A 12590-nucleotide genomic window follows, 5' to 3' on the forward strand; every position below is an offset into this window, starting at 1 on the left:
GGGCTGCTAGAAGCCCGGCTCGTCGTCGGGCCTGCTGCTCGATTCTCGGCGTCGCCCCGGTCGCACGGCGTGGAGACTGAGGTCGCCGAGTGCCCCGCGGAGGTTCTTCGATCCGGCGTCGACCACCGTCCGATAGCCGAGCCGTTCTGCCTCGGCGCGCCGCTGTGCGGCCTGCATCACCGGCCGGACCTCACCTGCCAGACTCAGCTCGCCAATGGCCGCCGTTCCCTTGGCAAGAGCTGTCTCGCTGACGGCGTTGGCCACGGCCACCGCGATCGCGAGGTCTGCCGCGGGCTCGACCAGGCGCACCCCACCGACCGTTGAGACGTACACGTCATGGTCACTGACGACAACGCCAGCGCGGCGTTCGAGCACGGCCAGGACCATCGCCACCCGTGACGCCTCGACGCCGTTGACAATGCGGCGCGGGTTGGGCGCTGAGGTCTTGATCGTCAGAGCCTGGACTTCGACGGGGAGCGCCCGGCGCCCCTCCATCGCAATCGTGACGCATGTGCCCGCGACCGGGTCTCCGTGTCCGAGGAAGAGGGCGCTGGGATCGGCGACCTCCTGGATGCCGTCGCCTGTCATATCGAAGCAGCCGACCTCATCGGTGGGCCCGAACCGATTCTTGAGCGCCCGGACGAAGCGCAGCGAACTCTGCCGGTCGCCCTCGAAGTGGCAGACGACGTCGACCAGGTGCTCCAGGATGCGGGGCCCGGCGATCGAGCCGTCCTTCGTGACGTGTCCGACGATGATGACGGGCAGGCCTCGGTCCTTCGCCACGCGAATGAGGGTCGACGCGACCTCTCGCACCTGCGACGGGTGGCCCGCCGCGCCTTCGTGCATCGCCGACGAGACGGTCTGCACCGAGTCGACGATCAGGAGGCTCGGCTGCACCTCATCGACGTTGCCGAGGATCGTGGCCAGGTCGGTCTCGCTCGCGAGATACAGCTCGTCGTGCAGGGCCCCCGTGCGTGACGCCCGAAGCCTGACCTGCGCGACCGACTCCTCCGCGCTCGCGTAGAGCACACGGTGACCGGATGCCGCGGAGTGTGCCGCGACATCCAGCAGGAGCGTTGACTTGCCGACGCCCGGCTCGCCGGAGAGCAGGATCGCCGCGCCGGGTACGAGCCCACCGCCGAGGACGCGGTCGAACTCACCGATGCCGGTCGTGCGGCGGGGAGCATCGGATGCCGACACCCGCGTGATCGGCTGAGCTGCACGCTCTGCGCTCGGCGTCGCGGGGGCGAGCGTCCGAACGATCCCGGTCTGTTCGGCGGCTTCGACGACGGTGCCCCACTGCTGGCATTCGCCGCACCGTCCGACCCACTTGGCCGTCGTCCACCCGCACTCGGTGCACCGGAACGGGGCGGTGGTCGTCGGACGTTTGGCCATGCGATCAGGCTAGTCGCGGCATCCGACACCACCGCCCGGGCACGCCCTGCCGTGTGGCTAACTCCTCAGATCCGGCCGGAGTGCAGGCCGAAAGGCAGTGCCGGAGCGCCGAAATCGGCGGCTTTGAGGAGTTAGCCACGGACTGTGGCGGTGGCTGGCGGGGACTGGTCGGTGCCTGCGGCGATCAGCCTGGTGCCACGCGACCCGCAGCTAACTCCTCGCTCTCGACGGCGGCGGCGCCGGAAGGTTGGCGTTTCATGCGGAGATGGTGTCGCTCTTGAGGAGTTAGCCACGGACGCCGGCGATGGATGCCGGGGGTCAGCCGGCGGTCAGGACTGCTTCGCCGACGGCCTGCTGGGTCAACGGCACCGAGTAGGCCATGAGAGCTCCGGCCTGCGCGTCGCGGAAGATCCGCTGAATGGGCGAGCTCAGCAGGTAGCTTCCGCCGCCGCCGATGCGGAGCGCCTCGGCCGCGGCCTGCTTCGCCACCTCGTTCGCGAGCATCTTCGACTCCGCGGCGGCCGGCATGGCTTCTTCCGAACGCTCGTCCGCGAGCCACGCGACGCGCTCCGCGAACAGGCGCGCCGCCTGCAGCTGCGTCCACAGCATGCCGGTTTCCATCTGAACCCACTGGTTCTCAGACGCAGAGGGGGCGCCGCCCTTGCTCTTGCGGGCCGAGGCGGCGTAGGCATCCATCGCCGACTCGGCGATACCGATGGAGAGCATGCCGAAACCGACAGTGATGAGGTTGGCGTAGTCAGCTGGCGGGAAGCCGCAGCGACGAGATGCCAGCAGCGGCGTGTTCTCGAACAGCACGGTGCGGCTGCGCGTGGCTCGCATGCCGACAGTCTCGTCGATGGGCGGGAAACTGATGCTCTCGTCGACCGACACTCCGAAGAAGGCCGGGGCTCCGTCGATGCTCGTGTTGACCAGCATGTGGTCGGCAGCTTCCGAGCCCGAGACGAACACCTTGCGGCCGGTGAGTGCCCAATCCTCGCCGACAGGGGTCGCGTTCTGCTGGGGCGCGAGGAAGAACCTGCCGCCTGCGGGCTCGGAGAGCGCGTTGACGAATCGCTTGCCCGCGCGCAGCTCGGCCGCGAAGAACGCCGCCTGGTCGGGTGCCGACATCGTCACGAGCGCGTGAGCGGCGCCGATGTGCATGAGCCATACGGTGGCCACGGCAGGGTGGTGGGAGGCCAGGATGCGGACCGTGTGCGCCAGGGTCACGTAAGAAAGACCCTGCCCACCGTGTTCCGGGGGAGGAATGCGGCATCGAGCCCCGAGTCGGACAGGGTGTGCAGGTGCTCGATCGGCAGCCGAGCATCGCGGTCATCCGCGGCGACCGTGGCTCCGAACTCCTGAGCGAGCGCGGTGACGGTGTCTATCCAGTCCTGCTCGGCGGCGGGGACGGCGAACGGGGAGTGTCGGGTGAGCATGGGTTTTCCCTTCGGTCGGAAGAGGTCAGGCGGGGAGGGTTCGAGCCTGGTTGCGGCTCGCACGGGGGCGCACGTGCCGACCGAGGTGGCGCCGCAGCGCTGCCCGAGACGTGAGCACGAGAACGATGAGGGTGACGGCATACGGGAAGGTTTGGTAGAGCTCGCTCGGAAGCTGGATGGCGGTGGCCTGCGCGAGCAACGAGAAGCTCTGGAGGAATCCGAACAGCAACGCCCCGATCGCGATGCCGACGGGCGTCATGCGCCCCATGATCACGATGGCCAGGACGATGTAGCCGCGCCCGGCGGTGATGTCGGGGCTGAAGGCGCCGATCGAGCCGAGAGTGATGACACTGCCTGCCAGTCCTGCCAGCGCTCCGCCGATGAGCAGAGTCCGGGCTCCGATCTGTCTCGGGCGGACGCCTCGGAGAGCCGCCGAGACCGGGTCGGAGCCGACAGCACGTACCTGGAGGCCGAAGCGGGTGAACCGGAAGACGGCCCACGCAGCGACGGCGAGCACGAGGGCGCCGTAGACCAGGGGGCTTTGCCCGAAGAGAGCAGGTCCGATGAGTGGGATGTCGGTGAGGGGCCCGAGGTCCACCTTCGGCGCCGTCGGCACTGAAACGTTGGTCTGACCGGCCGGAACCCACAGTTGGTAGAGGTAGGTCGACAGTCCGAGGCCGAGCATCGTGATCGCGAGACCCACGACGATCTCATTCGCGCCGAGCCGGTAGACGATGAGGTTCATGAGGGCGGCCAGGACGAGTCCGGTGACCACCGCCGCGGCAAGGCCTGCGACGATCCCCGCGAAGCTCGCGACGAACACCGCGACGAACGCCCCGAGGATCATCATCCCCTCGATACCGAGATTCAGTCGGCCTGCCCGCTCCACGAACCCTTCGCCGATCCCGGCGATGACGAGGGGTGTTGCGAGCACGATCGCTCCGGCCAGGATCGAGGCCCATAGCTCGATGCTCATGACCGCTCCTCCGCTGTCGAGGCCGGGGTCGGTTCGCCGTCGGGCGTGACGGACGCGACATCCGTCAACGGAGGTGCAGCGGCGGGCCGCGCTCCGCCCGACCGTGCCGTGACACCGGCGACCGCGGCGACCCCGAGCAGCAGGACGCCCTTGATGACGTCGGCGATCGAGGACGGTACGGTTCCCGTCGCCGACTGGATGCCGAGAGCTCCCGCGGTCAGCGCCGAGAAGAACAGGGCAGCCAGGAGGATGCCGCCGGGGAGGAGCGCGCCGAGGAGAGCGACGGCAAGTCCCGAGAACCCGACACCGCCCGACACGGAGTTGAAGAGACGCTCGTTGACGCCCGCCACCTGCAACCAGCCGACGACGCCCGCGCCGGCGCCCGAGACGAGCATCGTGCCGTACAGGGTGCTGGCGCGGGTGGTGCCCAGCCGCAGGGCCAGGCGCGGGCGTTCGGCGAAAACGCCGATGCGGGTGGCCTGCGAGGTGCGGCGCCACCACTCGAAGAGGACGGCGACCACGATGATCAGGAGCACACCAATGTGCGCGCGCGTGCCGGGAATCAGGTCGGGCAGGGCGGAGGCCTCGGGGAGTTGTTCGCTCTGCGGAGTGGCAGTGTTCTCACCGCTTGCCAGCCAGGTGCGCAGTGTCCAGCCGAGAAAGCCGGCCGCGACGTAGTTCAGCAGCAGGGTCGACAGGATGACATTCACGTGCCAGCGCTCGGCGAGCCAGGCCGGGAGCAGTGCGAAGGCCGCGCCGCCGAGGGCGCCCGAGACCATCCCGATCACCCAGTACACCGGCGCAGGAACGCCCTCGCCGAACAGGTTGGCTGTGCCGAGCGTTGCTGCGGTGGCGAAGATCGCACCGAGAATCACCTGGCCTTCAGCGCCGACGGAGAAGACACCGGCGCGTAACGCGGGAATCAGTGTGAGGGCGACGATCGCGATCGGCGCCGCCCCCACGAGCAACTCCCCGACACGATACGGAGAGCTCGATACCCCGGCGACGAGCCCCTGCAGACCGGTCAGTGGGTCGGCCCCCGCGAGCAGGATGAGCGCCGTTGCGACAGCGAGGACCGCGACGACAACGGCGCCTGCAAGCACCCACCCGCGCCGTCGGCCGCTCACGGGTGCGCCTCATCGCGAGGTGGGTGGGTGTGACCGCAGGCGCCGGCCGGACCGGGAAGGAGCACGTCGACGAACGACTGCGTCGCGGCGTCGATGAGACCACGCTCGGTCAGCCCGAGGTCGGGCACGACATAGAGACCGACGAACGACAGGATGATGTAGGGCGAGGGGATGCGGCATCCGAGCGCCGCTGTGGCGGCGTGACCTGCAGCAAGCGCTTCGGCAGTCTGCTGCCAGGGCGCAGCGCTCATCATCCCGCCGACGGGCAGCGGCACGCGCCCGACGACCTCGCCGTCAGCGACGGTGACAAAGCCGCCGCCCATGCGGGCGAGCTCCTCGACAGCCAGTCGCATGGACGTGTCATCAGCGCCGACCACCGCGACGTTCATGTTGGGGCAGTTCATGGTGATCGCCACCGCCCCGCGTGACAGCCCGAATCCGCGCACGAATCCGATGCCGGTCTCGGCAGTTCCGTGGTGACGATCGATGACGGCGATCTTCAAGACGTCGGCTTCGGCGTCGGAACTGACCTGGCCGTCCACGACCTCCAGGCTCGCTTCGAACTCCCGCTTGAAGTAGCCGTTGTACATCTCCATCGCACGCACCCGGACCTGCTCGGCGCCCTCGGGGGCGGTCAACGCGAAGATGTCAGCCGGAAGCTCGGCCGGAAGATGCACGGTGTCGAGGGTCCACGCGGGAAGCTCGTCGGTGTTGGTGAACAGGGGCGCGCCTTCCTCGGCCTGCACCTCCCCGGCAATGATCACGTGCGAAGGTCGGACCTCGGCAAGATCCGGAATGATCTGCAGGTCGGCCAGGCGTGAGGGAGCGAGGATGCCGAGCACCTGGTCGATCCGGTAGTACTGCGCCGGCTGGGTCGTTGCCATCCGGTAAGCCAGCTGCGGATCCACACCGAAACGGATGGCTTGGCGGATGTGGTGGTCGATGTGGCCCTCGGTCGACAGGTCGAGGGCGTGCTTGTCGTCGGCGCAGAAGCACAGGCTCCGGAGTGCCGGCGCGATCGCGTCGAGGTCGCTGAACAGCTGCGGCGTGTTGTCGGTGAGCGACGAAGCCATGATCGTGATCATCGCCCCGAGCCGTGTGCGCTCGAGCACCTCATCGACAGTCGACGCGTTGTGGTCGTCGCTGATCCCCGCAGCAAGGTACCCCCAGAGCGACTCGTGGGTCTGCGCGGCGGTGTGACCCGTCATCCGGCGCCGCGCCGCCAGCGCCTCGCGGAACCGCCCCGTCGAGCGCTCGCTGTAGTCGAACGGGTTCGTCTCACCGAGCGTGGCTGTCACGTCATCCCACAGCCGGGCGCGGACGGTCTCTTCGGGGATGACGGCGCCGCCGAGTTCGAGGTGAGGTGCTCCCGGGGTGGTCGGCGACACCTGCTGGAAGATGTGCAGCGGCGTGCGGGTGGAGAGCATGAAGTCCATGCCGTCCGCCCCCCAGACGTTCGCCGCGCCGTTGGGGTCGACCAGGACGGTCGTCGTGCCGCGGGAGACCGAGAGGCGAGCGAGTTCACCCGGGGTGAGGTTCGTGTATTCGATGTGCAGATGCGCGTCGATGAAGCCCGGAACCACGTAGCTGCCGGATGCGTTGATCTCGCGCCGCGCTTCGCGCATGTGACCCCACGGCGTGAGGGTGGCGATGTGTCGCCCGCTGATGACAACGTCCCGTTCGAGCCACTCCTCGGTGCCCGGAGATTGCACGAGCCCGCCGCGAACGATCAGATCGGGAACCTCGTTCCCCGTTGCAACGGCGCGCACGCGCACGAGTTCCTCGGTCGTGGGGACCAGACTGCTCAGCTCGGTCACGACGGTTCCTTTGCGGTGGTGGCGGTTGCGGCGCCGGGGGTTGCGGCGCCGGGGGATGCGGCGGCAGTCAGGCCTGCCATGGCTGCACCGACCTTGTCGGTCGTGACCTCGCTGATCGGCCATTCGCCAGCGATCCGGCCGGAGAACATCACGACGACGCGGTCGGCGAGGTGGAGGAGTTCTTCGAGGTCGTGCGATGCCACGAGCACCGCTGCGCCCGCTTCGGCCGCCGCGACGAGCCGCTCGCGGATCGACTGCGCGGCGCGCAGGTCCAAGCCCTGCGTCGGACCGTAGGCCAGCACGACGCGCGGCGGCTCGGCACCGAGCTCCCGAGAGACCAAGAGCTTCTGCTGGTTCCCGCCCGAGAGGCCGCCAGCGGCGAGGGTAGGAATGGCGGGGCGCACGTCGAACGCGCGGAGGGTCGCAGCGGCATCCGGGCGCTCGCCGACCCGACGGGGCTTCGAGCGCGACGCTCCCGGCTTCGCGGCGGTGTCGTAGAGCGAGAGGGTATCTCCGAGACTGAGGGTCGGGACGAGGCCGTCGCTGCGCTCCTCGGGGATCCAGGCGACGCCACGAGCGAGGAGGTCCACGGCGCGCGGTGCGTCGAGGTCGTCGATTCGGAACGAGCCATGCTGCGGGGCAGTCAATCCCGCGAGCACATCCATGAGCGTGTTCTGGCCGCTTCCCGCGACTCCTGCGACGCCGACGATCTCTCCCGCGCGCACCTCGAGGCTGACGGCGTCGAGATCGGCATCCGCGGTGGAAACCGCGGTGACCTCGCGGAGGGAGATCACCGGATCTCCCGGGCTGCGGAGTGCGCGCTCGGCAGGCGGGGGCAGCTCTCCGACCATGAGCCGAGCAACCCGCTGCGGGCTGAGGTCTGCGGCGGGACCGTGATGCACGAGCCTGCCGTGCGAGAGCACCGAGACATCGTCGGCGACGGCCCCGACCTCCTCGAGGCGATGAGTGATGAGGACGATTGCGGTGCCACTCTCACACAGCGATCGCAGGTGGGTGAACAGGCCGCCGACTTCTCGCGGGCCGAGGCTCGCCGTGGGCTCGTCCAAGATGAGAGTCGTCGCACCCTCGGCGAGAGCGACGACGATCTCACCGAGTTGCCGGTGTGCTTGGGTCAGGCTGCGCGTGGGGACGGTGAGGTCGACATCGACCTCGGCGCGTTCGAGTGTGTGGGAGAGAAGGGCGTGGGCGGCGCGGCGTCGGAGAAGACGTCGGGGACTGACGAGCAGGAAATTGTCGAGGAGCGAGAGCTCTCCGACCAGGCTCAGGTGCTGCGGAACCATGTTCACGCCGCGCGCCTTGGCCTCGGCACGGTCGCGCGGAGCGTAGGCGGTATCCCCGATGGTCATGGTGCCGGCATCCGGGGCCTCGATCCCCGCGAGGATCTTGGCGAGTGTGGACTTGCCGGCACCGTTCTCGCCGACGAGGGCGTGAACCGTTCCGGGGCGCACGAGAATGTCCACGGCGTCGAGGGCGCGCGTGGTGCCAAAGGTCTTCGAGACCGACCGAGCCATCACGGCCCGGTCGGTCTCGAGGGCGGGGGTGCTGGTCAAGAGATCGTGATGCTTCCGTCGGTGAGGCCCGCGATGAGCTCCTCGACCTTCGTCGCGACATCCGCGGGGATCGTGCCGTCGACGTCGTTGATCTCCTGGTAGGCAAGGCCGCCGTTCTGCAGCGTCGAGACCACACCCTTGCCGCCGAACTCGCCGGCCGCGACCTCTTCGACCCACGCCTTGACGATCGGATACATGTCGAGATCCACGGTGGACACGTTCACCGAGAGAGCCTCTTCGCCGGCGGCAGGTGAGACGCCGACCGTGGGAACACCGGCCTCAGCGGCGGCAGCGCCGACACCGGCGGCGATTCCGTCACCGGTCGTATAGACCACCTGCGCTCCCTGGCCGATGAGGCCTGTGGTGGCGGATGCGGCAGCCTCGGCGTCATCGAAGCTTCCGGCGTAGACCACCGGGAGCAGCTCGGCGGCCGGGTTTGCTGCGGTCACGCCTTGCTGGAAGAAGGCGTCAGTCGCAACGACGAAGTCCAGCTCCATGCTCTCGACGCGTCCCACCGGAGAGAGTTGCGTGAGCCCAGCGATGTAGCCCGACAGATAGCCGACCTGCGCGACGTCGTACGTCCAGGTCTCGACGTTGTCGGTGTACTTCTCGAGGATGTCGGCACCGCCCGATGCGGTGAACGAAACGTCCGGGAAGTCCTCGGCGACCGAGAAGATCGCGTCGCCCAGCTCGATCCCGTGTCCGATGATGAGGTCGACGCCCTGGCTCGCGAAGTCGGCGATCACCGGCTCGCTCTCGGCGGGGTCGGCCATCTGCTCGCGCAGTTCGTACGTGATGAGGCCTTCGTCCTCGAGCTCGGCGAGGGCGTCGGCGAGGGCCTGGTTGAACGCGCCGTCGTTTGCGTTTCCGGGGGTGAGGGCACCGACGGTGATGACGTCGGAGGCGGGCTCGTCGGATGCCGCGGGCTCGGTCGAGCCGGAGCATCCGGCGAGCACGACCGCGGCGGTCGCGGCGGTCGCGATGAACGCGAGGGAGCGGGAGATGCGCATGCTGTGTCCTTTCGGGAGCGTCAGGGAAGTGATGGTGCAGGGGTGGTGATGTGGAATCCGTCAGCGAGGGTGGCGCCGACGAACGCGTGGGAGTCGGGAGACCACTGCCCGAGCACAGCCCCGGAGGCGATGTCGAAGCAGGGGTGAAGGGCGACAGTGGACGGGGTGGGATAGAGGTCGGCGTCGTCGATGCAGACGACATCGGTGCCGTGCAGGTTGCGGATGACTCCGGATGCCGGGAGTGTGCCCGCACGGTCGGCGGCGACGACGAGTGCGGTGGTGAGGAAGCCGCGGAGGGTGGTGTCGTCCTGGCAGAGGGCGTCGGTCTTCGGGCAGCCCTCGACCCACCGGACGGTATCTCCCTCCACCGCCACAGCGCTCGTCTGCGTGCCGAGGGCGGCGTTTCCTTGCGAGAGAACCTCGATCTCGAGCGTGAAGTCCTCGCTGGAACGCGCGAACGAGATGCGCTCGGTGTAGAGCGGTTCTGCCTTCGTGCCGACGACCGCGAACTCGTCGGGCCAGCTCGCCACGATCGGTGCCAACGGTGCGTTGTCATCGCTGGCGTGTGCGCTCGCCGCCCAGATCAGGGCGATCGCCGTCGACGCGACAAGTGCCGCGGAGGCGATCGTGACCGGAGGGCGGAGCGCGTTCATGATGTCGATGCCGCCTCGTGTGCGTCGAGTTCGGCGAGCAGGTCGCGCTTGAGATCGTCCGACGCGAAGGATGCCTCGATCGAGCGGCGAGCAAAGCCCGTGAGGTCGGCTTCGGTGAAACCGAACTGCGCGGCCGCGACAGCCCAATCGGCTTCGAGCGTCGTGCCGAGGGGCACCGGATCGTCGGTGTTCAGCGTGACGCGGACGCCGGCCTCCAGGAGGCGGGGTAGGGGGTGCGAGGCCCAGTCGGGGTAGATGCCGAGGGACACGTTCGACCGCGGACACACGCCCAGGCTGATTTCATCGCGGACCAGCCGTTCGATCAGCGCCGGATCCGCGATCGAGCGCACACCGTGGTCGATGCGCTCGGCCTGGAGGAGATCGAGCGCATCCCACACCCCGGCAGGGCCACTCGACTCGCCGGCGTGGACGGTGCGGCGGAGGCCCGCCACGGCTGCGCGAGCAAACGCAGTCTGGAACTTCTCACCGGTCCGGCCCGTCACCTTCTCGTCTCCGTCGACCGAGAGGGCGATCACGCGATCGGGACGCTGGTAGGTCAACGCGGCAACGATGTCCTCGGCTTCGCGGGCCGTTTGGCTTCGCAGCAGCGAGTAGGCGATGCCGGTCTCGCACAGGCCGTCCTGGGCTGCTTCATCGAACCCTTCCGACAGGGCACTGAGCAGCTCGATTTCGCGTCCGCGCCAGGCGTTCCAGTGGGTCGGGTTGACGATGACGTCCGCGTACCGGATGCCAGAGGCGGTTTGCCGAGCCGCGAACGCGTATGCCACGCGCGCTGCCTGCTCGGGAGTACGCACCAGGCCGCACTGCCAGTCGAGGAACCGCAGGAAGCCGGTCAGCCCTGCCGAGCCAGCACCCGTACCGCCACCCGTCGTCACGCTGGGGGCGAGAAAGTCGTCGTGCGTCGAGATGTCGAAGATCGTCCGCGCCGGCCCCGGTAGGGAGACGCCGCTCTCTTTCGCGAGCACGAGCATGTCGTGCAGCGAGAAGGTGCCCTCGAGGTGGATGTGCACCTCGGCTTTCGGGAGCGCACGGATCGCCTGCTCGTCGATGCGTGTGGCGGGGGAGCGGGGGTCGGCATGAGGATGCAGCGCCTTTCGGGTCGGCTCTCAGCACGCTATCCGCCAACGCGGACTTGTTGACAAGTTGACCCGTAACCTTTCGACACCTGTAACAACGCCGTAATCCAGGCCCGAAATTACGGGATGTTACGACGTAGACTCGAGCGCGACTACTTCAACTTGTTCACAAGGGAGCGTTCTGTGGCTGACTTGACCGACCTCGACCTCGCGCGTCTGCGGGAATCGATCGACATCGCCGCTCAGACGCGGGAGGCCGGCGCCCATCCGTTCGGCGCGCTCGTGGTCGATGCATCCGGCGCGGTCGTTGCCACAGCCGGAAACAACTCTCTTCCGCCGACGGGGGATCCCACCCAGCACGCCGAGCTGCGTGCCGTTGCCGCAGCCGCGCGCGATCTGGGGATCGAGGGCATGAAGGGATCGACGCTGTACACCAGCGCGGAACCCTGCGTCATGTGCTCGGGCGCCGCCTACTGGGCAGGAATCGACCGCGTCGTCTACGCACTGTCGGAGTACCGCCTCCTTGGGCTCACCGGTGACCACCCCGAGAACCCGACGTTCTCGCTGCCGTGCCGTGAGGTGTTCGCCCGCGGACAGCGCGTGATCGAGGTGTCGGGGCCGCATCTGGAGGACGAGGCCTCTGTCGTGCACGAGGGGTTCTGGGTCTAGCGCTCGCCAGCCCGCGGCATCCGACTGCGGGGACTGCCTACAGCGCGCTCCACGGCGGCCGCACGGTCCGCACGAGCGAGTACGACACGATCCCGGGGTCGTGATACTCGAGGCTGTGCAGGATGCGTCGACCGCTCGTGCCGATCCCGATGACCTCCAGAGTCATGACCGGAGACCCCTCGGCCTTCTCGAACAGTTCGGCGAGTTCCCCGGAGAGCGTCGCGACCCCGGGGGTGGTGACCTCCCAGACGACCGGCTCGCCCCAGATGCGCGCCGCGAAGCTGAAGACCGACTCGCTCGGGTCGAACTCGTCAGGCAGATCGCCCGGGATCGGGACAGTGTCGTCGGCGATCATCGCGACGGCGCCATCCGCGCGCCACCGTTTGCGAATGGCTAGGCGGGTAGCGTCTGCCGGTCGCTCCATCACCGCGCCGATCTCCGCGCCGAGCGGGACGGTGCGAGACTCGAGCACCTCCACCTCGGCCCGATAACCCAGGCGGTCCAGCAGCTCGGTGTGTTCGAACTGCTCCTCCAGTCGGACGCTGAGCCGCAGCGCGATCGGATCGACCGTGGTCACCGTGCCCTGCCGACGCCTCACGATGCCCTGGGCCTCGAGCTGCGCCATCGCGTTGCGCAGCTGCTGGCGGCTGCACTCCAGCCGCGCTGTCAGCTCCAGCTCACCCGGCAATGGCGCCCCGAGGGCTGCCGCCTCGCGCACGTATCGCAGGAGTCCGTGCTGGACACGCATGGTGTCGGCGTCGCCGCTGGGGCGCGGCAACGGGAGGTAGGTGGTCACGGGTTCTCCTCACAAACGCACGTGTGGTGCCGACTGTGCACAC

12 protein-coding genes are annotated in these 12590 nt (G+C 68.6%); 1 reads left to right on the plus strand and 11 read right to left on the minus strand.

Annotated features, from left to right (window positions below; all coding sequences use genetic code 11):
• Positions 1-6: 6 nt before the first annotated feature.
• The 10 genes from radA to add form a co-directional block, all read right to left on the minus strand.
• Entirely contained in the window at positions 7-1395 is a 1389-nt protein-coding gene (radA, locus tag IT882_RS01200; protein ID WP_195692822.1) for a DNA repair protein RadA, read from the minus strand.
• Between the two features lie 318 nt (positions 1396-1713).
• Positions 1714-2622 (minus strand): acyl-CoA dehydrogenase family protein, encoded by a 909-nt coding sequence (locus tag IT882_RS01205; protein ID WP_229382224.1) that lies wholly within the window; start codon positions 2620-2622, stop codon positions 1714-1716.
• Entirely contained in the window at positions 2619-2831 is a 213-nt protein-coding gene (locus IT882_RS16165; protein ID WP_229382225.1) for a hypothetical protein, read from the minus strand. The genes IT882_RS01205 and IT882_RS16165 overlap by 4 nt, the downstream gene beginning before the upstream one ends.
• Before the next feature lie 25 nt (positions 2832-2856).
• A complete protein-coding gene (locus tag IT882_RS01210; RefSeq protein ID WP_195692823.1) occupies positions 2857-3807 on the minus strand; it encodes an ABC transporter permease in 951 nt (316 codons plus the stop codon).
• Complete coding sequence (locus IT882_RS01215; protein WP_195692824.1) at positions 3804-4934, minus strand: ABC transporter permease; 1131 nt, start codon at positions 4932-4934, stop codon at positions 3804-3806. Before IT882_RS01215 ends, IT882_RS01210 begins: the two co-directional genes overlap by 4 nt.
• Positions 4931-6751 carry an adenine deaminase C-terminal domain-containing protein gene (locus IT882_RS01220; protein ID WP_195692825.1) on the minus strand — a complete coding sequence of 607 codons (1821 nt, stop codon included), beginning with the start codon at positions 6749-6751 and terminating at the stop codon, positions 4931-4933. The genes IT882_RS01215 and IT882_RS01220 overlap by 4 nt, the downstream gene beginning before the upstream one ends.
• Entirely contained in the window at positions 6748-8322 is a 1575-nt protein-coding gene (locus tag IT882_RS01225; protein ID WP_195692826.1) for an ATP-binding cassette domain-containing protein, read from the minus strand. Before IT882_RS01225 ends, IT882_RS01220 begins: the two co-directional genes overlap by 4 nt.
• Positions 8319-9332 (minus strand): BMP family lipoprotein, encoded by a 1014-nt coding sequence (locus tag IT882_RS01230; protein WP_195692827.1) that lies wholly within the window; start codon positions 9330-9332, stop codon positions 8319-8321. The genes IT882_RS01225 and IT882_RS01230 overlap by 4 nt, the downstream gene beginning before the upstream one ends.
• Positions 9333-9352: 20 nt before the next feature.
• Positions 9353-9985 carry a hypothetical protein gene (locus IT882_RS01235; protein ID WP_195692828.1) on the minus strand — a complete coding sequence of 211 codons (633 nt, stop codon included), beginning with the start codon at positions 9983-9985 and terminating at the stop codon, positions 9353-9355.
• On the minus strand, positions 9982-11094 hold the full coding sequence (gene add / locus IT882_RS01240) for an adenosine deaminase (RefSeq protein WP_195693982.1): 1113 nt from the start codon (positions 11092-11094) through the stop codon (positions 9982-9984). The genes IT882_RS01235 and add overlap by 4 nt, the downstream gene beginning before the upstream one ends.
• A 171-nt stretch (positions 11095-11265) precedes the next feature.
• Between add and IT882_RS01245 the strand changes: the two genes are divergently transcribed.
• Positions 11266-11751, plus strand: a complete 486-nt coding sequence (locus IT882_RS01245; protein WP_229382227.1) for a nucleoside deaminase — start codon at positions 11266-11268, stop codon at positions 11749-11751.
• Between the two features lie 37 nt (positions 11752-11788).
• On the opposite strand, the gene IT882_RS01250 is transcribed toward IT882_RS01245, so the two are convergent.
• Entirely contained in the window at positions 11789-12547 is a 759-nt protein-coding gene (locus IT882_RS01250; RefSeq protein WP_195692830.1) for a GntR family transcriptional regulator, read from the minus strand.
• Positions 12548-12590 lie beyond the last annotated feature (43 nt).

Origin of the sequence: Microbacterium schleiferi, from assembly GCF_015565955.1 — a bacterium.
GTDB classification, from domain to species: domain Bacteria; phylum Actinomycetota; class Actinomycetes; order Actinomycetales; family Microbacteriaceae; genus Microbacterium; species Microbacterium schleiferi_A.